The 20,870-nt window shown below is 66.9% G+C and carries 18 protein-coding genes and 1 riboswitch; of the genes, 13 read left to right on the top strand and 5 right to left on the bottom strand.

Translation table 11 applies throughout. The annotated features are described in order from the left end of the window. Positions 1-36 precede the first annotated feature (36 nt). The 3 genes from ASG75_RS12285 (at position 37) to ASG75_RS12275 (ending at position 2,214) form a co-directional block, all read left to right on the top strand. Positions 37-1,419, top strand: coding sequence for an L-serine ammonia-lyase (locus tag ASG75_RS12285; protein ID WP_056389749.1), 1,383 nt, complete (start codon positions 37-39; stop codon positions 1,417-1,419). A gap of 124 nt (positions 1,420-1,543) precedes the next feature. Continuing rightward, positions 1,544-1,867: a type II toxin-antitoxin system RelE/ParE family toxin gene (locus ASG75_RS12280; protein WP_056389745.1), complete on the top strand. Its 324-nt coding sequence runs from the start codon at positions 1,544-1,546 to the stop codon at positions 1,865-1,867. After that, a complete protein-coding gene (locus tag ASG75_RS12275; RefSeq protein ID WP_056389740.1) occupies positions 1,864-2,214 on the top strand; it encodes a helix-turn-helix transcriptional regulator in 351 nt (116 codons plus the stop codon). Before ASG75_RS12280 ends, ASG75_RS12275 begins: the two co-directional genes overlap by 4 nt. A gap of 25 nt (positions 2,215-2,239) precedes the next feature. On the opposite strand, the gene ASG75_RS12270 is transcribed toward ASG75_RS12275, so the two are convergent. Beyond that, positions 2,240-2,686, bottom strand: coding sequence for a hypothetical protein (locus ASG75_RS12270; protein ID WP_056389737.1), 447 nt, complete (start codon positions 2,684-2,686; stop codon positions 2,240-2,242). A 92-nt stretch (positions 2,687-2,778) separates the two neighbouring features. Here ASG75_RS12270 and ASG75_RS12265 point away from each other — a divergent pair, with 92 nt between their 5' ends. The 3 genes from ASG75_RS12265 to ASG75_RS12255 all read left to right on the top strand — a co-directional run bounded on the left by ASG75_RS12265 (position 2,779) and on the right by ASG75_RS12255 (position 9,431). After that, a complete protein-coding gene (locus tag ASG75_RS12265; RefSeq protein ID WP_056390626.1) occupies positions 2,779-4,710 on the top strand; it encodes a DNA methyltransferase in 1,932 nt (643 codons plus the stop codon). Then, positions 4,707-7,661, top strand: a complete 2,955-nt coding sequence (locus ASG75_RS12260) for a DEAD/DEAH box helicase family protein (protein ID WP_056389734.1) — start codon at positions 4,707-4,709, stop codon at positions 7,659-7,661. The genes ASG75_RS12265 and ASG75_RS12260 overlap by 4 nt, the downstream gene beginning before the upstream one ends. 105 nt (positions 7,662-7,766) lie before the next feature. After that, a complete protein-coding gene (locus ASG75_RS12255) occupies positions 7,767-9,431 on the top strand; it encodes an APC family permease (protein ID WP_056389731.1) in 1,665 nt (554 codons plus the stop codon). Positions 9,432-9,485: 54 nt separating this feature from the next. On the opposite strand, the gene ASG75_RS12250 is transcribed toward ASG75_RS12255, so the two are convergent. After that, the gene (locus ASG75_RS12250) at positions 9,486-11,072 is read right to left on the bottom strand and encodes a hypothetical protein (protein WP_056389728.1); all 1,587 of its coding nucleotides are present in this window, start codon (positions 11,070-11,072) and stop codon (positions 9,486-9,488) included. Positions 11,073-11,334: 262 nt separating this feature from the next. Between ASG75_RS12250 and ASG75_RS12245 the strand changes: the two genes are divergently transcribed. The 3 genes from ASG75_RS12245 to ASG75_RS12235 all read left to right on the top strand — a co-directional run bounded on the left by ASG75_RS12245 (position 11,335) and on the right by ASG75_RS12235 (position 13,690). After that, complete coding sequence (locus ASG75_RS12245) at positions 11,335-11,943, top strand: YceI family protein (protein ID WP_056389724.1); 609 nt, start codon at positions 11,335-11,337, stop codon at positions 11,941-11,943. 128 nt (positions 11,944-12,071) lie between these two features. Next, positions 12,072-13,400: a HipA domain-containing protein gene (locus ASG75_RS12240; RefSeq protein WP_157616969.1), complete on the top strand. Its 1,329-nt coding sequence runs from the start codon at positions 12,072-12,074 to the stop codon at positions 13,398-13,400. Next, positions 13,397-13,690 carry a helix-turn-helix transcriptional regulator gene (locus ASG75_RS12235; protein WP_056389718.1) on the top strand — a complete coding sequence of 98 codons (294 nt, stop codon included), beginning with the start codon at positions 13,397-13,399 and terminating at the stop codon, positions 13,688-13,690. The genes ASG75_RS12240 and ASG75_RS12235 overlap by 4 nt, the downstream gene beginning before the upstream one ends. Positions 13,691-13,693: 3 nt before the next feature. Here ASG75_RS12235 and ASG75_RS12230 read toward each other — a convergent pair whose 3' ends face one another. The 3 genes from ASG75_RS12230 to ASG75_RS12220 are packed head-to-tail and all read right to left on the bottom strand — an operon-like array spanning position 13,694 to position 17,021. Further along, positions 13,694-14,776 (bottom strand): homoserine dehydrogenase, encoded by a 1,083-nt coding sequence (locus ASG75_RS12230; RefSeq protein ID WP_056389715.1) that lies wholly within the window; start codon positions 14,774-14,776, stop codon positions 13,694-13,696. Then, positions 14,773-15,960: a cystathionine gamma-synthase gene (metB, locus tag ASG75_RS12225; RefSeq protein ID WP_056389712.1), complete on the bottom strand. Its 1,188-nt coding sequence runs from the start codon at positions 15,958-15,960 to the stop codon at positions 14,773-14,775. Before metB ends, ASG75_RS12230 begins: the two co-directional genes overlap by 4 nt. A gap of 38 nt (positions 15,961-15,998) precedes the next feature. After that, entirely contained in the window at positions 15,999-17,021 is a 1,023-nt protein-coding gene (locus ASG75_RS12220; RefSeq protein WP_056389709.1) for a homoserine O-succinyltransferase, read from the bottom strand. A gap of 88 nt (positions 17,022-17,109) precedes the next feature. Then, positions 17,110-17,225, bottom strand: a riboswitch (SAM riboswitch). Positions 17,226-17,723: 498 nt separating this feature from the next. Here ASG75_RS12220 and ASG75_RS12215 point away from each other — a divergent pair. The 4 genes from ASG75_RS12215 to ASG75_RS12200 all read left to right on the top strand — a co-directional run bounded on the left by ASG75_RS12215 (position 17,724) and on the right by ASG75_RS12200 (position 20,847). Then, complete coding sequence (locus ASG75_RS12215; RefSeq protein WP_056389707.1) at positions 17,724-18,449, top strand: 2OG-Fe dioxygenase family protein; 726 nt, start codon at positions 17,724-17,726, stop codon at positions 18,447-18,449. A 96-nt stretch (positions 18,450-18,545) separates the two neighbouring features. Beyond that, positions 18,546-19,703, top strand: coding sequence for an acyl-CoA desaturase (locus ASG75_RS12210; protein ID WP_056389705.1), 1,158 nt, complete (start codon positions 18,546-18,548; stop codon positions 19,701-19,703). Between the two features lie 104 nt (positions 19,704-19,807). Then, complete coding sequence (locus ASG75_RS12205) at positions 19,808-20,170, top strand: DUF1304 domain-containing protein (protein WP_056389702.1); 363 nt, start codon at positions 19,808-19,810, stop codon at positions 20,168-20,170. A 65-nt stretch (positions 20,171-20,235) separates the two neighbouring features. Further along, complete coding sequence (locus ASG75_RS12200) at positions 20,236-20,847, top strand: M24 family metallopeptidase (protein ID WP_235580219.1); 612 nt, start codon at positions 20,236-20,238, stop codon at positions 20,845-20,847. The last annotated feature ends 23 nt before the right edge of the window (positions 20,848-20,870 follow it).

The raw sequence follows: 20,870 nt of genomic DNA, 5'->3' as shown, positions 1-20,870 counted from the left end.
ATAGCCGCTCAACCCACATAACCAGCAGCAGAGCCCATGGCCGTCAGCGTATTCGACCTGTTCAAGATCGGCATCGGACCTTCGTCGTCACACACGGTGGGGCCGATGCGCGCCGCCGCGCGTTTCGCCGAACGCTGGCTGGAAGAAAAGGGCGTACTCGACCGCGTGACCCGCGTGCGCGCCGAGCTGTACGGCTCGTTGGCGATGACCGGCCGCGGCCACGGTACCGACAAGGCGGTGCTGCTCGGCTTCGAGGGCCAGCACCCGGATACGGTCGATCCCGACCAGATCCCCGCCACGCTCGAACGCATCCGCGGCACGGGCCGCATCCGCCTGCTCGGCAAGCACGAAGTCGCCTTCGACGAGAAAGCCGACCTGGTCTTCAACAAGCGCCAGAAACTGCCGTTCCACACCAACGGCATGCGTTTCAGTGCGTACGACGCCGACGGCAACGAACTGGCCAGCCGCGACTACTACTCGGTCGGCGGCGGCTTCGTGGTCAACACCGACGAAGCGGCCGAAGACCGCATCGTCGCCGACACCACTGCCCAGCCCTACCCGTTCAGCAGCGGCGACGAAATGCTGGCGCTGTGCAAACAGCACAAGCTGACCATCGCCCAGCTGATGATGGCGAACGAGAGCGTGTGGCGCCCCGAGGCGGAGACCCGCGTCGGCCTGCTGACCATCTGGAAGGCGATGCAGGACTGCGTCGAACGCGGCCTGCGTTCGCCCGGCGTGTTGCCCGGCGGCCTGAAAGTGACCCGTCGCGCGCCGGCAATGCTGGCCGACCTGCGCGACCAGCCCGAAGCCGCGCTGAAGGATCCGCTGACCATCCTCGACTGGGTGAACCTCTATGCGCTGGCAGTAAACGAGGAAAACGCCGCCGGCGGCCGCGTCGTCACCGCGCCGACCAACGGCGCCGCCGGCATCGTGCCCGCGGTCGGCCATTACTACCTGCGCTTCTGCCCGAAAGCGGACGACGAAGGCATCATCAATTACCTGCTCACCGCCGCCGCGATCGGCATCCTGTACAAGGAAAACGCCTCGATCTCCGGCGCCGAAGTGGGCTGCCAGGGCGAAGTCGGCGTGGCCTGCTCGATGGCCGCTGGCGGCCTCACCGCTGCCCTCGGCGGCAACGTGATGCAGGTCGAGAACGCCGCCGAGATCGGCATGGAACACAACCTCGGCCTCACCTGCGACCCGATCGGCGGCCTGGTGCAAATTCCCTGCATCGAACGCAACGCGATGGGCTCGGTGAAAGCCATCAACGCCAGCCGCATGGCCCTGAAGAGCGACGGCAAGCACCGCGTCAGCCTCGACAAGGTGATCAAGACCATGCGCGACACCGGCCGCGACATGAAGGACAAGTACAAGGAAACCAGCCGCGGCGGCCTCGCGGTCAACGTCATCGAGTGCTGAAACCACGCCGCTCCATGTAGAGGAGCCCGCTCGCGGGCGATACTTCACGCAGGACACTCAAGGAAGGAACCGTCCGCCGGCCGCCCCGCGCGACCGTACTCATGATAACAAGGATGATATAGTCATGGCATGGCAGCTGAGCTACTACAACGCGAAGGTGGCCGAACAGCTGGAAACATGGCCTGCCGGCATCCGTGCCGGATTCGTGCGCATCACCGAACTGATGCAGACGTACGGGCCGGATATCGGCATGCCGCACACCAGGGCCATGGGCGCGGGCCTGTTCGAGGTGCGCGCCAAGGGCCGCGAAGGCATTGGCAGGGCGTTCTACTGCACCCTGGTCGGCGAGCGCATCGTGATCCTGCACGCCATCATCAAGAAAACAGACAAGACCCCTGCGCGTGAGCTGGCCAAAGCGCGGGCGCGGCAAAAAGAGGTACAGGCATGACCCCTGAACGCTACAACCCGGTGCCCCTGAACGTCGCGGCCACGAAAAAACGCTGGTCGAAAGACCCCGCGTTCGCCGAAGCCTACGACGCACTTGCCGACGAGTTCGCCGCATTGGGCGAACTGGTGCGCGCGCGCCAGCTTGCCGAGATGACCCAGGCGGATGTCGCCGCGAGCATGGGCATCGCGCAGGCCTCCGTGGCACGGCTGGAATCCAGCGCCGGCAGCCGCAAGCACGCGCCCTCGATCGCAACGCTACGCCGCTATGCCGATGCGGTGGGCTGCGAGCTGCATATCACGCTGGCACCAAAGCCCAGGACATCGCGCCGGTCAAAAGCAGCTTCGTAGGACTGATACTGCCCGCCCCACGCCGCTATCGGCGGCTGTTCGCTTTCACGCCGGCGCGTGGCTTGGCTGACGCCGACCGCCTCGAAGGCGGTACTGCCAAGGCAAGAATCACGTCGCATACGACTTTCTGCTGTGCAGCCGGCAGTGTCCGGTAGACATCGAAAATCTTTTGGTCGTCGTACGCCGGCGCCTCTTCCTTGACCTGCCTGACGCCACGCTTTCCGCGCGCGGCCCGATCGCCGAACCGCAGGAAGTCCGGGCTTTCCTTCAGCCAGTCGGCCAGCACGACCAGCTTGTCCTGCTCGGGAATCCCCTTGCCGTTCAACCAGCGCGAAGCCGTCTGGAACACCACCGAGGTACCCGGAAAACGCAGGTTGAACTGCGTGACCAGCACTCCCGGGCGCGGCTCATGGCCCTGCGCGAGCATCGCGGCAGCCAGACGTTTCGAGAATTCGGCGCGTTCATTGCTCATCCCTTGGCAACTTAGCGGCCGTCCGGCCTACCGGTTCACGTATAGAGTTCACTATGATTAACGTTTGTAGTTAATTCATGGGGAACGGCCGCGTGACCAATTCACTGCTGGAACAGCTGCCGGAAATCGTCAGGGAAGGCCGCAAACAGGCCGAGAAGATTCTGGAGAGCCTGGAAGGACGCCACCGGGTCAGCCTGCAGACGCGAGAGTGGGTGCTGCCGTCGAAGGACACGCGCGACAGCGACTGGATCACCGCGGCGAACCGGCAGGCGCATCTGGGCGACGAAGGCAGCGCCGACTGGACCAACCGGCTGATCTACGGCGACAACCTGCTGGCGATGGCCGCGCTGCTGGCCGGCGACGAACACACACCCAGCCTGCGCGGCAAGGTCGACCTGATCTACATCGATCCGCCATTCGATTCCAAGGCCGACTATCGCACCAAGGTGTCGCTGCCCGGCGTCGAGTTGGAGCAGAAACCGACGGTGATCGAGCAGTTCGCGTATTCGGATACGTGGTCGGATGGGACGGCGTCGTATCTGGCGATGATTACGCCGCGATTGGTGCTGATGCACGAACTACTTGCCGATACCGGACAAATCTTTGTCCACTTGGACTGGCACATCGGGCACTACGTCAAGATCGTCCTTGATGAGTTGTTTGGGAAGAAGCAATTTCGAAACGAACTCATCTGGTACTACTACAACAAAATGCCAGACACGCGAAATAAACTCTTTCCTCGATCACACGATGTCATCTATTGGTACGCAAAGAACGAAAAATCCGAATACTTCTTTGAGCATCAGGAGGAGCGCAGAGCGAAAGCGGTTAAGCAGCTTGTCCGCAAGAAGGTGGACGGACGCATGGTTAATGCGCGCGACGAACATGGCAACGTCCAATATGTCGAGCGAGATGTCCGAACGGTGGACTCTGTTTGGCGTCTCTCCATGCTTCAACCTGCCGACAAAACTCAAAACTCCGGATACCTGACCCAAAAGCCTGAATCGATACTCGAACGAATTCTCCTAGCTGCCTCGAAGCCGAATGATCTCGTCGCCGACTTCAACGGCGGCTCCGGCACCACCGCCGCCGTCGCCGAAAAACTCGGTCGCCGCTGGATCACCACCGACCTTGGCAAGCCCGCCTGCATGATCATGCGCAAGCGGCTGATCGACCAGGGTGCCAAGCCATTCCTGTACCAGGCGATCGGTGACTACCAGGTCGAGGCGGCGAAGAGTTCGCTGGGGCGCAGCTTCCGCGTGGGCGACCTGTCGGGGATCGTGTTGTCGCTGTATGGCGCGCTGCCGCTGCAGCCGGAAGACAACCCGCTGCGCAATCTCGGTGCGGTGGTGTTCGGTGGAAAGAAGACGCTGGTGCTGGTGGATTCGCCGAACAAGCTCACCGGCGACGCCACCTTGCGCAAGGCGATCGCGCAGCGCGAGCACCTGCTCGGCGGCTGGGACCGGGTGGTGGTGCTGGGCTGGAATTTCGAGCCGTCGATCGGCCAGAGCATCACTGCGTTGAACGACCCGCGGCTGGAAGTGCTGGTGATCCCGCCCGACCTGCTCGACCGCCTGCGCAAGAAGGGCGGCATCGAGAAGCTGCGCGGCCAGGTGCGTTTCTCCAGCCTGCAGTACCTCACGATCAAGCCGGTGCACCGCCAGCGCAGCGGCGATGAGGAACAGTTGCAGGTCGTGCTGGACAATTACGTGCTGCTCTCGCCCGAGGCGATCAACCTCGACGAGGACAACCGCAAAAAGCTGCTCAAGGTGGCCAACGCCGAGCCGCTGGCGCTGATCGAGTACTGGGCGGTGGACCCGGACTACGACGGTGCAGTGTTCCGCTCGGTATGGCAGGACTATCGCGGCAATACCGCCAACGACGACGACCCGCTGCGCGTGGTGACCGCCGCGAACTTCAACGTGCCGCACAAGCCCGGCGAGCGCCGCGTCTGCGTGCGCGTGGTCGACGTGTTCGGCTTCGAGGCCGAGGTGGTGCAGGTGGTGGCGGGGCCACGCGCATGAGCCACCCCACCGAGCAGCCACTGGCGCTGGCCGCCGCACTCACCCGTCGTACTGAACAACTGTGCATCGGCTTGGAACAGGGCATCGCCGACCTGTACGAACTGGTGACGCCGGTGACGGCCGAGCTGCTGCACTGGTGGTTTGGCGACGATGCCTGCCAGTCGCGTACGTTCAATTTCCATCCCGGCCAGCGCCAGGCGATCCTCAACGTGATCGTGGCGCACGAGGTGCTGGACAGTCCAAACCTGAAGGACCTGTACGCGCAGGTCTGCGCCGATGCGCTGCTGGAAGGCACGCGGCTCGCCGACGTGGCGCAAGGCAAGCACGGCCACCCGAAGTACTGCCTGAAGATGGCCACCGGCACCGGCAAGACCTGGGTGCTGCAGGCACTCCTGGTGTGGCAGCTGTTGAACAAGACCGCGGCGCTGGACGAAGGCCGCGACGATCCACGCTTTACCCGCCGCTTCCTGATCGTGGCACCGGGGCTGATCGTGTACGAGCGCCTGTTGGATGCGTTCCTGGGCAAGGAGAACGAGGACAAGAGCCGCGACTTCGCCAGCTCCGACATCGCCAGCTACGCCGAGTTGTTCACGCCGCCGGCGCGGCGCGAACGGATCGAGCAATTCGTGCGCGGCAACGTCTGCCAGAAGCAGGAGATCGGCCTGAAGGCCACCGGCAACGGCATGATCGCGATCACCAACTGGCACCTGCTCAGCGAAGCCGAGGAGGAAGCCGAGCAGGAAGAAGCCGAATGGGTCGATACGCCCGGCATGGTCGCCGACGCGGCGCGCGTGGCCTATGCCGTGCTGCCGCTGACGCCCGGCCGCGCCACCGGCAACAGTCTCGACGTGCTGGACCGGCGCTGGGCGCGCGGCAACGTGCTCTCCTATCTCGCCGACCTGCCCGACCTGATGGTGTTCAACGACGAGGCGCACCATATCCATGAGCTGAAGAAGGAAGGCGAAACTACCGAGGTCGAGTGGCAGAAGAGCCTGTCGATCATCGCCGCGGGCAAGGGCCGCCGCTTCGTGCAGATGGATTTTTCCGCCACGCCATACAACGACGTGGGCGGCGGCAGGAACAAGCGCAAGATCTACTTCCCGCACATCGTGGTGGATTTCGACCTGAAGGCGGCGATGCGGCTGGGGCTGGTGAAGTCGCTGGTGCTGGACAAGCGCAAGGAGCTGGGCGCGCTGCCGCTGGAGTCACTGGAGTTCAAGGCCGAGCGCGATGCCGACGGCAACGCCGCGCTTGCCGAGGGTCAGCGCGTGATGCTGCGCGCGGGCCTGCAGAAGCTGCGCAAGCTGGAGGCCGATTTCGCCCGTGTCGACGCCACCCGCCACCCGAAGATGCTGGTGGTGTGCGAGGACACTACCGTATCGCCCCTGGTCGAAGAGTTCCTGCGCGATGAAGGGCTGCACGCGGGAGATGTGATCACCGTCGACTCGGGAAAAAAGAAAGACCTTGGTGAAAAGGATTGGGCACCGCTGCGCCAGCGCCTGTTCAATGTGGACAAGCACGCGCAGCCGCGGGTGATCGTCAACGTGCTGATGCTGCGCGAGGGCTTCGACGTCAACAATATCTGCGTGATCGTGCCGCTGCGTGCAAGCCAAGCACCTATCCTGGTCGAGCAACTGATAGGCCGTGGCCTGCGGCTGATGTGGCGCGACCCGGAGTTTGTCGACATCAAGCGTGAAAACCGCGAGCGGATCAACCGTGGCGAAGAGCCAGGCTCCATGATCGACATCCTCTCGATCGTCGAACACCCGGCATTTCAGAGCTACTACGACGAACTGATGGCCGAAGGCCTGGTCGGCACTACCGGCGACGATGAAGACAGCAGCACCGGCGACCTGATCGCCGCCGAACTGCGCGAGGGTTTCGAGAAGTACGATTTCGCCATCCCGTTCATCCTGCGCGAGGCCGACGAGAACGTCGAACACCTGCCGATTGACATCGCCGCTTTGCCGACCTTCAGCGCGATGAGCCGCGCGAAACTGGCCGAACTGCTGGGCAAGGGCGACACCTTCACGTCGCAGGACCTGCAAAGCAGCACCCTGTTCGGCGACTACCGCGTCGACGGCGTGGCAATGAACGTCAGCGGTTACAACGAGCTGCTGTCGCGGCTGACCCGGCGGATCAGCCAGGCCCTGAACCAGCCGTTGCCGAAGGGCAACCGGATCGCTTATCACCTGACCACGCCATATCTGCAGATGAATACGGTGGCGTTGGCTACGGCACTGGACGAATACATCCGCGAGCGGCTGTTCGACGAGCCATTCGAGCCATTCGAGGATGAGGGCTGGCGGCTGTTGCTGCTGCAGCCGGTGATCGACCATATCGTGAAGATCTTCGGGCTGGCGCTGGTGCGCGCCGAAGAACACACCGTCAGCGGCGTCACCGAAGTGCGCCATCGTCGGTTGTCCGAGGTGACGAAGCTGATGGTGCGCGAAAGCGCCTCGCTGGAAGTGGCCAAATGCATCTACACACGGCTGCCCTACCCGACCCGCAGCGGCGGGCTGGAGCGTGCGTTCATCGAGTGGGCGCAACTGGACGCCGGCGTGGAGGCGTTCTGCAAGATCAGCGAGAACCGCCACGACTTCGTGCGCCTGCGCTACGTGAAGGACGACGGCATGCCCGCGTTCTACATCCCGGACTTCCTGGTGCGCACGGCCGATGCCATCTACCTGGTCGAGACCAAGGCGCAGCAACAGGTCGGTCACCCGAACGTGCAGCGCAAGCTGAAAGCGGCGACGACCTGGTGCGAGCGGATCAACGCGCTGGAACCGGAGCTGCGTGGCGGACGGGCCTGGCACTACGCGCTGGTTGGCGAATCGCTGTTTCACGACTGGCGGGAGAAGGGTGCGCGATTGGGAGAATTGCTGGCGTTCTCGCGCGCCCGCGCGGTGCCGACGGCGCAGTCGCAAGGTGGCTTGGCCCTGGGCGACTGACGCGCCCGCCAGTGGCCCGCATGACCTCTGCCGGGTGACAGCGGGCCACAAACTCTGCAAATATCGCCCTCTTCCGCGCCGTCGTGGCGCCCCGCAGGAACGTCGATGTCCCAAGCCAGCCAGATCCGCCGCGACGTCGGCCCGTTCGCCCTGATGCTCACCGGCCTGGGTTCGATCATCGGTTCGGGCTGGCTGTTCGGCGCGTGGCGCGCGGCGCAGATCGCCGGTCCGGGGGCGATCTGGGCCTGGGTGATCGGTGCGGCGATCATCATGACGGTGGCGCTGACCTACGCCGAACTGGGGGCGATGTTTCCCGAATCCGGCGGCATGGTTCGTTACGGTCACTACTCGCATGGCTCGCTGGTCGGTTTCATCGCGGCGTGGGCGAACTGGATCGCGATCGTCTCGGTGATCTCGGTGGAAGCCGAGGCCTCGGCGCAGTACATGTCGTCGTGGAAGTGGCAGTGGGCGAAGGATCTGTATCACCAGATGCCCGGCGGGCACGGCGAGCTGAGCACCAACGGCCTGCTGATTGCCGCAGTGCTGGTGGTGATGTATTTCCTGTTCAATTTCTGGAGCGTCAAGCTGTTCGCGCGCTCGAATACCGCGATCACCCTGTTCAAGCTGGTGATCCCCGCGCTCACCGCGGTGCTGCTGATCGCCAGTGGTTTCCATGCCGAGAATTTCAGCGTCGGCATCCACGGTGAACTGCACAAGACCGACTTCCCCTCGATCCTCACGGCCGTGGCGATCGCCGGCATCGTGTTCAGCTTCAACGGATTCCAGAGCCCGGTGAACCTGGCCGGCGAAGCGCGCAACCCGGGCAAGAGCATCCCGTTCGCGATCGTCTGCTCGATCTTGCTGGCCACGGTGGTCTATGTGTTGCTGCAGGTGGCGTTCATTGGCGCGGTGCCGCGGGAAATGCTGGCCAATGTCGGCTGGCACGGGATCAACTTCAGCTCGCCGTTCGCCGACCTGGCGATCATCCTGGGCCTCCAGTGGCTGGCGACGCTGCTGTTCATCGATGCGGTGATCAGCCCCAGCGGCACCGGCATGACCTATACCGCCACCACCGCGCGCATGCTTTACGGCATGGAGCGCAACGGCACGCTGCCGAAGATCCTCGGCCGCGTGCACCCGAAGTGGGGCATTCCGCGCCCGGCGATGTGGGTGAACCTGGCGGTGTCGTTCCTGTTCCTGTTCTTCTTCCGCGGCTGGGGTTCGCTGGCGGCGGTGATCTCGGTCGCCACGATCATTTCCTACCTCACCGGTCCGGTCAGCGTGATGACGCTGCGCCGTACCGCGCCGGGGCTGCACCGGCCGCTGCGGCTGAGCGGCCTGTCGGTGCTCGCCGGGGTCGCCTTCATCATGTCCACCGAGTTGCTGTACTGGGCGAAGTGGCCGCTGACCGGCGAAATCATCCTGCTGATGGTGGTCGCGTTGCCGGTGTATTTTTACTACCAGGCCAAGTCCGGCTGGCACGATTTCGGGCGACAGATGAAGGGCGCCTGGTGGCTGGTGTTCTACCTGCCCACGCTGGCGCTGGTCTCCTGGGCCGGCAGCACCACCTTCGGTGGCAAGGGTTACCTGTCCTACGGCATGGACCTGGCCGTGGTCGCCGTGATCGGCCTGGTGTTCTACCTGTGGGGCGTGAAGTCCGGCTGGCGCACGCCGTCGGTGGAAGCGGCGGAGCTGGAGGCGAAGGTCGATCCGAACGCGCCCCTGGTGCCGCCGGACGAGGAAACCGCGGAACGCATCACCGGGCACTGAACCCGGCCATCCGTTCGACCGGAACGCGCGGCGACGAGCCGCGCGTTTTTGTTTTCAGCGAACGGCCGTCCGCTCGCGGCTGCCCAGCGACAGCAGCACCAGCACGATCGCCAGCACGAGGTAGGCGCCGGCGAACTGCCACACGATGCCGCGCGAGGCGGCATCGAGCAGCCACGGCAGGTAGATGCCGCCGGACAGCTCCACCGAGTGGATCACCCCGAACAGGCTGAGCGCCCCACCGAGCAGCAGGATCAGCGCGGCGCGCAGCGGGCGCCGGTCGATCAGCGCCACCACGAAGCTGGCCCAGACCATCGCGGTGATGATGAAGCCGTTGCCCAGCACGGTGATCACCGCCAGCTCGGAGATGCCGTGCGTGCCGTCGTTGAACAACTGGGCGAAGTGTTCGGGCGAGACGTAGGCGGGATCGCTCAGCTTGATCGTGAGCATCCGCGCGATCGCCGGGAAAAAACTGAACACCACCGCGGCCGCGTAGCGCATCGGCGTCGCCTCGAACGCCTGCACGGTGATGCCGATCGCCACGAACACCAGGATCGGCGCCAGCACCGGCAGCGGCACCAGCTCGACCAGGTTCGACAGATAACCGAACACGCCGCCCAGCCCGATCACGATGCCGGTGAGCAGGGTGTAGCCGCTGCGCGCGCCCATCGCCTTGTACGACGGCTGGCCGATGTACGGCGTGGTCTGCGCCACGCCGCCGCAGAAGCCGGCCGCCAGCGTCGCCAGCGCCTCGACCAGCAGGATGTCGCGGGTGGAATAGTCATCGCCGGCGGCACGCGCGCTCTCGGTGACGTTGATGCCGCCCACCACCATCAACAGGCCGAACGGCAGGATCAGCGGCAGGTACGGCACGATGTACGCAAGCCCTTCCACCCACTGCAGGGTCGGCCACGGCAACGCGAAACGCCATTGCCACGCCGCCGGCGCGTGGTAGCCCGCGCCCAGCCAGCCCAGCGGGCCGAGCCCGTAGTACAGCAGCGCGCCGAGCACGAACGCCACCAGCACGCCGGGCAGTCCGAACGGCATCCGCGCGTGCGCCACCAGCGCGTACAGCACCACGCCGAGGCCGGCAAAGCCCACCACCGGCAGCTTGAGGATCTCCACCAGCGGCAGGAAGCCCATCAGCACCAGCGCGATGCCGGCGATCGAACCGAGCAGGCCGGCGCGCGGCACGTGCCGCTGCACCATCGCGCCGAAGAACGACAGCACGAACTTCAGCACGCCCATCACCACCAGCGAGGCCATGCCCAGCTGCCAGGTGGCGATCGCCGCGGCGTGTTCGTCCATGCCGCCCTGCCTGAAGCCGAGGAAGGCCGGGCCGAGCACCAGCAGCGCCATGCCGATGCTGGTCGGCGCATCCAGCCCCAGCGGCATCGCGGTCACGTTGTCGCTGCCGCTGCGCCGCGCCAGCCGGCGCGCCATCGCGGTATACGCGAGGTTGCCCAGCAGCACGCCCAGCGCGGTGCCCGGGAACATGCGCAAAAACACGATGTCCGCGGGAAAGCCGAACAGGCCGATCAGCGCCGCGGCGAGGAAGCCCATGATGGACAGGTTGTCCACCACCAGGCCGAGGAAGCCATTGAGGTCGCCGGGGGCGAACCAGCGATTGCCTGAAGTGTTCATGGGCGGGATCTGTCTGGACGGCTCGCGCAGCCGCCGTGCGGGAGTGCCGGTATGGCCGGCGAACGGGAATTCATCGAATCATCTTCTTGTGCATTCGGACTTCCAGACGTGGGGCGCGAACGGGAGTATTGGCGGCAACCACGCCGCGGCGCAACACGGGATGGCAGCGATCACCCGGCGTTGCTGCATTGTCGAAATCGCGCCGCCCGGTTCGTCGTTCCTGCAAACGCCCTGCTCCTCACGTCACGAAAGGAAATCGCCCATGTCGCCCAAGACCCGCTCCACGACGCACGCACTCGGCCTGCTCGCCTGGTTGTCGCTGACCACCGCCAGCGCCGCCACGGTCGAATACCGCATCGACCCGGACCACACCTACCCCAGCTTCGAAGCCGACCATCTCGGCGGGCTGTCGGTGTGGCGCGGCAAGTTCAACCACAGCAGCGGCACGGTGACGCTGGACAAGGCGGCCGGCAGCGGCACGGTGAATGTCGTGGTGGACATGAAGAGCGCCGACTTCGGCCAGGACCAGCTCAATGAGAAGGCGCAGGGCAAGGAGCTGTTCGACACGGCGAACTACCCACAGGCCATCTACAAGGGCCAACTCGCCGGCTTCGTCGACGGCAAACCGACCCGGGTGATCGGCACGCTCACCCTGCACGGCGTGACTCGTCCGCTGGAACTGAAGATCGACAGCTTCAAGTGCATGCCGCACCCGCTGCTGAAACGCGAAGTGTGCGGCGCCGACGCGCTGGCCACGTTCCAGCGCGACGCGTTCGGCATGGACGCCGGCAAGCCCTACGGTTTCGACATGGCGGTGACGCTGCGCATCCAGGTCGAGGCGATCGCCGAGGCGGATATCGCGCGACGCTGATCGCAGGCCGTTGAATACACTTTATATTAGGGCTTTACGACCAATTATGGTCGATAAACCTATTATATTGTCTTTATTGGCCAGCAATGGGTATACTGCACCCATTTCATTGGGTAGCAGAAACTGGCGTGATCCCTCTCATCGTGCAGCTTCACCTGGACGGCCAGTGGCACGACGCCATGGAGCTGGCGTTTCTGCGCCCGGCCGACGGCCACGCCAGCCCCTGCACGCTGGGCTACCTGGACGCCTACGTCGTGGCGCACATGGAGCGGCTCGGGGTGACCACCGCGGCAGCTGTCAGCGCGACGCTGCCGCTGGACTGGACCATCCGCACCGAGCCGCAGTGGCCGGCGTTCCTGTTCGACATCGAACCGAGCGGCGCGGCGCGGCGCTTCCTGCTGCAACGCCTGGCTATGCCGGTGCGGGCCGACACCGGCGCCACCGACCTGCAGTTGCTGGCGCAATGCACGCCGGCGCCGGTCGGGCACCTGCGCATCAAATCCGCGTTCGAGGCACTGCCTGGGCCATCGATCGGTTTCCCGATGGCCGAAGTGGTGGCCCGTGACGCGCGCTTCCTGGAGTACGCCTACGAACAGGGCGCGGCGATCGGCGGCGCCACCGGCGCCGGCGGCGAGGCGCCCAAGCTGCTGCTCACCGAGGATGCCGGCGGCCTGCTGCACCCGGACGCGACGCTGGACGACACACGGGCACACCGGCACTGGTTCGTGAAGTTCCCGCGCGGCAACGGCGGGCCGACCGACCAGGCGATCCTGCGCGCGGAATACTGCTATTACCGCGCCCTGGCGAAGCTGCACATCGCCGCGGTCGGCGGCGACGCGATGCGGCTGGAGGAAGCGGCCCGCCCCAGCCTGTGGCTGCCGCGCTTCGATCGCGCCATCGTCGCCGGCGCCGTGCGGCGCATCGCGGTGGAATCGGTCTACTCATTGGCCGGTGTGACCCGCCCCGGCAGCTACATGACCCATCCGCAGGCGGTTGCCGCACTGGCTTCGGCCTGGATCGCCGCCGGCCAGGCCGGCGACGTGTCGGCGCTGCTGCGCGAGTATCTGCGCCGCGACCTGCTCAACCTGGTGCTGGGCAACAGCGACAACCACGGCCGCAACACCGCGGTGCTGCGCCACGCCGACCGGCTGGAGCTGGCGCCGATCTACGACCTGGCGCCGATGGTGATGGACGAGGAAGGCATCTCGCGCACCACCAAGTGGCCTGCGCCGGTGGAAGTCGCCGGCGAGGTGGACTGGCGCGCCGCCTGCGCGACGCTGCAGCCATGGGGCGACCCGCAGCGGCTGTTCGACGACTTGCGCGCGGACGCCTCGGCACTGTGCGCGGTGCCGGACCTGCTGCGCGACCTCGGCCTGCCGGAGGCAGTGTTCGATCACCCGCGCATCGCGCTAGGCGGGCTGGATGCGCGCCTGCGCCGTTGGGGGCTGCTGGCATGAGCGCCGCCCTCGCCGATCGCCAGGCACTGCTGGCCCAATTGCAGGCGGAACTGCTGGACGGTCGCACCAGCATCGGCGCGGCCGTGCGCCGATTGCGCACCGAACTGACCGGCCTGCACCAGGAGCAGTTCGCCCGCATGTGCCGGATCTCGCTCAACACCTTGCAACAGCTCGAGCACGACCAGGGCAACCCGACCGTGCGCACGCTCAACGCGGTGTTCGCACCGTTCGGCATGCGCGTGGGCATCGTGTCACGCACGCCGCCGACCGCCATCGACGCGAAACCCTGAAGCTCAAGCCAGCGCCAGCACATCCCCCAGCAGCGCCTGCGCGGTCACCTCCGGCCCCGCGCCCGGCCCCTGGATCACCAGCGGCTGGGCGTGGTAACGGGTGGTGGTGAGCGCGAACTGGTTGTCGGTGCCGTACAGCCGCGCGGCGGGATGGGTGAGCGGCACTTCGACCAGGCCGACGCGGGCATGTCCGCGCTGGTTGAGCCGCGCCAGGAAGCGCAGCACGCAGCCACGCGAGCTGGCCTGCGCATGGCGGGCGGCCAGCGGCGCGTCGAGTTCCTCCAGCCGCGCCAGGAACGCTTCGGTGCTCAGCCCGCGCAGCGCCTCGGGCACCAGGCCGTCCACCTGCACCTCGTCAGTGCCCAAGGCGAAACCGGCGTTGCGGGCGATGATCAGCAGCTTGCGCGCCACGTCCTCGCCGGACAGGTCCGAGCGCGGGTCGGGTTCGGTATAGCCGAACTGGCGCGCCTCGCGCAGCAGCTCGGAGAACGGGCGGCCGCCGTCGTACTGGTTGAACAGCCACGACAGCGAACCGGAAAACACGCCTTCCAGGGTAAGCAGGCCGTCGCCGCAAGTGCGCAGGCGGCGCAGCGTGGACAGTACCGGCAAGCCGGCGCCGACGGTGGCCGAGTCGCCGTAGCGCGCACCATGCGCCAGCGCGGCCTGCAACGCACGCCAGCCGGACAAGTCGCCGCCGGCCAGCGCCTTGTTCGCGGTGACCACGTGGTAGCCGCGCGCCAGCCACTCGGCGTGGCGCGACGCCAAGGCCGCGCTGGCGGTGGCGTCGATGATCACCTTCGCCGTCGCTGCGCTGGCGTCCAGCGCCGCGAGCAGGCTGGCGTTGTCGCGCGGGGCACCGTGCTGGTTCAGCTGCTCGCGCAGGTTACGCTGGGACAGGCTGACCGGATCGGTCTGCTGGCGGCGCGAGTTCGCCGCGCCGACCAGCCGCAGCGAACCTGCGGCAGAGGTGTTGAGCAATTTCAGCAGCGCACCACCGACCACGCCGGTGCCGAGCAGCACGATCGCGATGGTGGTGGAGGCTTCGCTCCTGGCGCTCGCCGCGCGCTCGGCCAGCACCGCGCTCATGCGAGCACCCGGCGTTTGGACGTCCCTGCGGCCGCGGCACGGACCAGCGCCGCGTCGAGATCGCGCAGCAGGTCGTCGCCGTCCTCGATGCCTACCGACACGCGCAGCAGGCTGTCGGCGATGCCAGCGGTGCGGCGCGCCTCCGGTGCCATCGAGGCGTGGGTCATGCTCGCCGGGTGCGCAATCAGGCTTTCCACCCCGCCCAGCGACTCGGCCAGCGAGAAGTATTGAAGGCCGTCGACGAATGCCTCGATCTGCGCCACGTCGCCGTCCAGCTCGAAGCTCAACATCGCGCCGAAACCCTGCTGCTGCCGCGCCGCCAGCGCATGGCCAGGATGGCTGGCCAAGCCGGGGTAATACACCTTGCGCACGGCCGCATGCGCGTCGAGTTGTTCGGCGATACGCGCGGCGTTTTCCTGGTGCTGGCGCAGCCGCACGCTGAGCGTGCGCAGGCCGCGCAGGGTAAGGTAGCTGTCGAACGGTGCGCCGGTGAGGCCGTTGCAGTTGGCCCACCATTTCAGCTGATCGAATACCGCGGCGTCGCGCGCCACCGCCGCGCCGCCGACCACGTCGCTGTGGCCGTTGATGTACTTGGTGGTGGAGTGCACCACCACATCCGCGCCGAGCAGCAACGGCTGCTGCAGCGCCGGCGACAGGAAGGTGTTGTCGACCACCAGCAAGGCGCCCACCGCATGCGCAGCCTGCGCCACGTGGCGGATATCGGTGATCCGCAGCAGCGGGTTCGACGGCGTTTCCACCCACACCAGCGCCGGCTTCTTCGCCAGGCCGGCGGCCAGCGCCACGCTATCGGTGAGGTCGGCGAACTCGACCTGGAAGCGGCCCTTCTTCGCCCATGCGTCGAGCAGCCGCCAGGTGCCGCCGTAGCAGTCGTGCGCCGCCAGCACGGTGGCGCCGGCCGGCACCAGCTCCAAGGCCAGCGCCACCGCCGACATGCCGCTGGAGGTCACCACCGCGCCGGCGCCCTGCTCCAGTTCCGCCAGTGCATCGCCGAGCAGGTCGCGGGTGGGGTTGCCGCTGCGCGAGTAGTCGTACGCGCGCTTGCGGCCGAAACCCGCGAAGCTGTAGTTGGTCGACAGGTGCAGCGCGGGCACCACGGCGCCGTGCTGGGTGTCGCTCTCGATCCCGGCGCGCACGGCGCGGGTACAGGGGGCGGGCTCGGTCATCGGGAGATCTCCGGTTCTTGTTGTGCGGGGACGGGGAATCAGGCCAGCGCTTCGCGCAGCAACGGCGCGAGCTGTTCGGGTTCTTTCAGGAAAGCGTCGTGGCCGTACGGCGACTCGACCACTTCCAGCGTGGCCGGGCCATGCAGGCGGCGCTGCAGCTCGCACAGGTCGGCCAGCGGTACCAGCCGGTCGGAGGGGAAACCGATCAGCGTGGTCGGGGTGGGAATCCGCTCGGGCTGCACGTCATGCAGGTCGATCGACTCGGACAGCGCGAGGAAGCGATCCGCATCGAAGCGCTCGACGAAGCGGCGGCCCTGGTGCGCCAGGTAGTCCTCGACCGGGAAATGGAAGCGTTCCTCGCGCCACTCCGGGCCGCCGGCGAAACGCCGGCCGAACTCGGCGCTGCCGCGATAGGTGGTGATCGCCAGCTGGCGCGCCAATGCCAACGCCTCGTCGGCCCGGCCGCTGGCCTGGCCCAGCCGCACGATGCCGCGCTGCACGCTGCGCTGCGCGGTGCTGAGCGGGTGCGGCCGGTGCGCGCCGGCCAGCAGCAGCAGGCGCTCGACGCTGCGCGGATGCCGCGCGGCGAACGCCAGCGCCACCATCGCGCCGTAGGACGAACCGATGAAGGCATGCACCTGCGCGATGCCCAGCGCGCCCAGCAGCGCGGCCAGCGCGTCGGCCTGGTCCTCGCTGGAGACCGAGCCGGCGCCGAGCCGGTCCGGGGTCAGCCAGTCGATCGCCAGCACGCGCCAGCGCTCCAGGTCGACCGCCGCGCCGCTGCCGACCAGCGCCTGCCACCAGCCCGGCGCGGCATCGCCGTCCAGCGCGGTGACGTCGCGATCGGCCGAGATGCCGCCCTGCACGATCACGGTGGGCGCGCCCGCCGCGCCGCACCACAGGTAGCTCACCTCGACCTCGCGCGGGCCGCTGCCGTACTTCGGGTTGAGCTGCAGCCGGCGTGTGCTGCGCTGGGCGGTAAGCCGCACGCGCGGTTCGGGAAGAACGGCGAAGGCGGCCTGGCTGGCTTCGGTGCAACGGGTTTCGGGCAGGAACGTCATGCAACTCTCTCCGGTCGGCATCGCCCTGCGAAGGACCGGAAAGGTCGCCAACCCCGGATTCGGCGGCAGACCGCCGCAAGCCGGATGACGCCCATCTTCCGGTGGATGCCGAAGCACCTCCGCAGGAGTTGGCACCGTGGCGGAAACGCTCCGCAGGTTGCCCCGGCTTCAAAGGGCCTGTCCCTCAGCCGGTCTCGATGAGTGGAGCGGATAGTGAATGCTTCACGACATCCTGTCAATAGACGTCTAAACGTCTAGGCGTATATATGGTTATTCGATCAAGTCATTTGTCGCCAAGTGGCATGGAGCCAAGCTTGACGCATCAAGGCATTCGCCACGGAGACTGCCACGAGCCTGCAACCGGGCAACGACGCCCCGACTTCACCCTCGACTCCGTCGAAGGCCCGACCCGCTTCCACCGCGACGCCGGCGAGCAGCAGGAGCTGTTCTGCTCGCCCCCGGGAACTTCGCGCCGGCACGCGCCACCAGGTCAAGCCGTTCAACCCGGCCTTCCTGCGCGGGAAAGGCATCCCGGTGCCGGACTGGCTGGCGCGGGCGTTTCCTGGCTGAACTTGCAAGGCGCCATCGGCAGCAAATCGAAACCTCCCCTGCAATCAGGGAGGGAGAAAGGCGGCCTCAGCGCCGCCGCCCCACCACATCGCAGCCATCGCCGCTTCATGCCGGTCCTGCTAACGTAATCGGATGACTCCCCTCCCCGATACGTCCGCGCTGCACGACCGGTTGCAGCGCGACGGCTTTGCCTTCGTCACCGCCGACACCATGCGCGGCCTGCTGCAGGCGCAGGCCCTGACCGACTGGTCCGCGTTCGCCGCCAGCTGGAACGACCTGGCACTGGACACTTACCTCGCCGCCAGCGGCCGCCATCGCCGCCGCCGGCACGCCACGTTCTCCGCCGATGCCGACGGCGGCATTCGCCGCGAGGCGCATCAGCCGCATTACCAGAGCCTCAAGTACAACCCGCTGCAGGGCGACCTCCAGCGCTGGTTCGAACCGGTGCTGCCGGCGATCGCCGATGGCGCCAGCCTGCGTCGCATCCTCGGCTTCTGCCACGACTGCTTCGGCGCGCTGGCGCCGGCCACCCGCCACTGGCACGTCGAGGTACACCAGTTCCGCATCGAGGCACGCGCCGACGAAGCCGGCGAGCCCACGCCCGAAGGCGTGCACCGCGACGGCGTCGACTACGTGCTGGTGCTGCTGATCGACCGCGAGAACATCGAGCGCGGCACCACCACCATCCACGCTGCCGACCGCAGCCTGCTGGGCAGCTTCACGCTGACCCATGCGCTGGATGCGGCGCTGGTCGACGACGCCCGCGTGTTCCACGGCGTCACCGCGGTCACGCCGCTCGACCCGTCGAAACCGGCGCACCGCGACGTGCTGGTGGTGACGTTCAAGGCCACCACGTAGCGCGGCGTGCCGGTTCGGCACTTTCCACGACCAGCGCAACATTCGCCTTACTTCGCATCGCGTAAGATGGCGACCTCATCTTTCGCAGGCGCTACCATGTCCCTCGATTCAACACATCGCGGGATCCCTGCGGCCGCGCCGCCGCCGGATGCCCACGCCGACCGGCTGAAGTTCAACGGCGACAACAGCTTCCATCGCGAACTGCGTCGCCGCGTCGATGCCGAGTTCAAGCGCAGCGGCACCCGCCAGCGCGACAGCGCGCAGATGTACCTGAAGACGGCCATCATCCTCGGCGTGTTCGCGCTCGCCTACGTCGCGCTGGTGTTCCTCGCCAACACCTGGTGGCAAGGCCTGCTGCTCGGCCTCGTGCTGGGCATCGCGACGGCGGCGATCGGCTTCAACATCATGCATGACGGCGGCCACCAAGCGTATTCGGAGCGGCGCTGGGTGAACCGGCTGATGGCGCTGGCGCTGGACCTGGTCGGCGGCAGTTCGTACATCTGGCAGTGGAAGCACGCGCGTTTCCACCACACCTGGGTCAACGTGGCCGGGCACGACAGCGACATCGACCTCGGCGTGCTCGGCCGGCTGTCGCCGCAGCAACCGCGGCGGCCGTGGCATCGCTGGCAGCACCTGTACCTGTGGCCGCTGTACGGCGTCACCGCGATCCGCTGGCACCTGTACGGCGACTTCCGCGACATGCTCACCGGCACCGTCGGCGAGCGCCCGTTCGACCGCCCGAAAGGCTGGGACCTGGCCGGGTTCGTGATCGGCAAACTGGTGTTCTTCACCCTCGCGTTCGGCCTGCCGCTGGCCTTTCATCCGCTCGGCACCGTGCTGTTGTTCTACGCGCTGGTCTCGGCGGTCGCCGGCGTGCTGCTGGCGCTGGTGTTCCAGATGGCGCACGTGGTCGAGGAAGCGGCGTTCCCGCTGCCGGACGCAAGCGGCAGGCAGATGGAGGCGCCGTGGGCGATCCATCAGCTGCAGACCACGGTGGATTTCGCCCGCGGCAACCGGGTGCTCGGCTGGCTGATCGGCGGCCTGAACTTCCAGGTCGAGCACCACCTGTTCCCGCGCATCTCGCACGTGCACTACCCGCTGGTCGCCCGCGTGGTGGAGGACACCTGCCGCGAGTTCGGCGTGACCTATCGCGAACATCGCACATTCGGCGCCGGCATCGCCTCGCACTATCGCCTGCTGCGGCGGCTGGGCCAATCGGCGGCCGCCAGCGTGCCCGCACTGACGCCGGCATGAGCAGGGCGCGAACCGGCGCCGGCGCTCCCGCATTGCGATCGGCCAGGGCGGCTGCGACACTCCGCCGCTGAGGCGTCGCCCGGCGCCATTCAAGGGGAGTTGCCATGTCGATCGCCGCCAATGTCGTGATTGCCGTCATCGCGCTGCTGCACCTGTGGTTCCTGATCCTGGAAATGTTCCTGTGGACCCGCCCCTCCGGTCGCCGCGCGTTCGGCACCACGGCGGAATTCGCCGAGCAGTCGAAGGCGCTTGCCGCGAACCAGGGGCTCTACAACGGCTTCCTCGCCGCCGGCCTGGTCTGGGGCCTCTGTCTCGGCTCCGGCGGCGCCGGTTTCAGCGTGAAGGTGTTCTTCCTCGCCTGTGTCTTGATCGCCGGGATTTTCGGCGGGCTGACCGCAAGCCGGAAGATCCTGTGGATCCAGGCGCTGCCGGCGCTGGTCGCACTGGTGCTCATCCATCTGACCTGATAGCACAGACACCCATGACGCCTCCCCCGCGCGAAGCTGTCGGACAACGTTTCGATCCTGCGCGGATGCAACACGCCCGCGAAAAAACCTGGGCCGCGCTGCACGGCATCCGCGCGTGCATGCTCCCGGGCATCAGCGAAGACGAGGCGAAGGCCGCGGCGCTGGACGTGTTCCGCGAGCTGGGCTACGAGCGGCTGTGGCATCCGGTGCTGATCCGCATCGGCGCGAATACCCTCAAGACGTATCGGCAACGCTCCGATCCGAACGTGCGGCTGGGCGAGAACGACAGCTACTTCGTCGACCTCGGCCTGGTGTTCGACGGCCACGAAGGCGATGTGGGCGACACCTTCGTGGTCGGTCACGCGCCGCAGCGGCAGGCCTGCGCGGACGCCGCACGCGCGCTGTTCGGCGAAGTGGCCGCGGCATGGCGTTCGCAAGGACTGAGCGGCCAGGCGCTGTATGCGTTTGCCGGCGAACGCGCCGAGGCGATGGGCTGGCGCTTCAATCACGCGATCAAGGGGCACCGGGTCAGCGACTTCCCGCACTCGATCCACCAGGGCGGCGACCTCGGCAACCTGGAAGCGTCGCCGTCGAGCGGGTTGTGGATACTGGAAATCCAGATTGCGCATCCGACGGAACCGTTCGGCGCGTTCCACGAGGATCTGCTGGCGCGCTGATTGCCTGCGGGCAATCACCCGAG

Source organism: Rhodanobacter sp. Soil772 (assembly GCF_001428385.1).
Classification (GTDB): domain Bacteria; phylum Pseudomonadota; class Gammaproteobacteria; order Xanthomonadales; family Rhodanobacteraceae; genus Rhodanobacter.
Note: the sequence above shows the minus strand (reverse complement) of the source record. Positions and strands in the feature narration are given on the sequence as shown.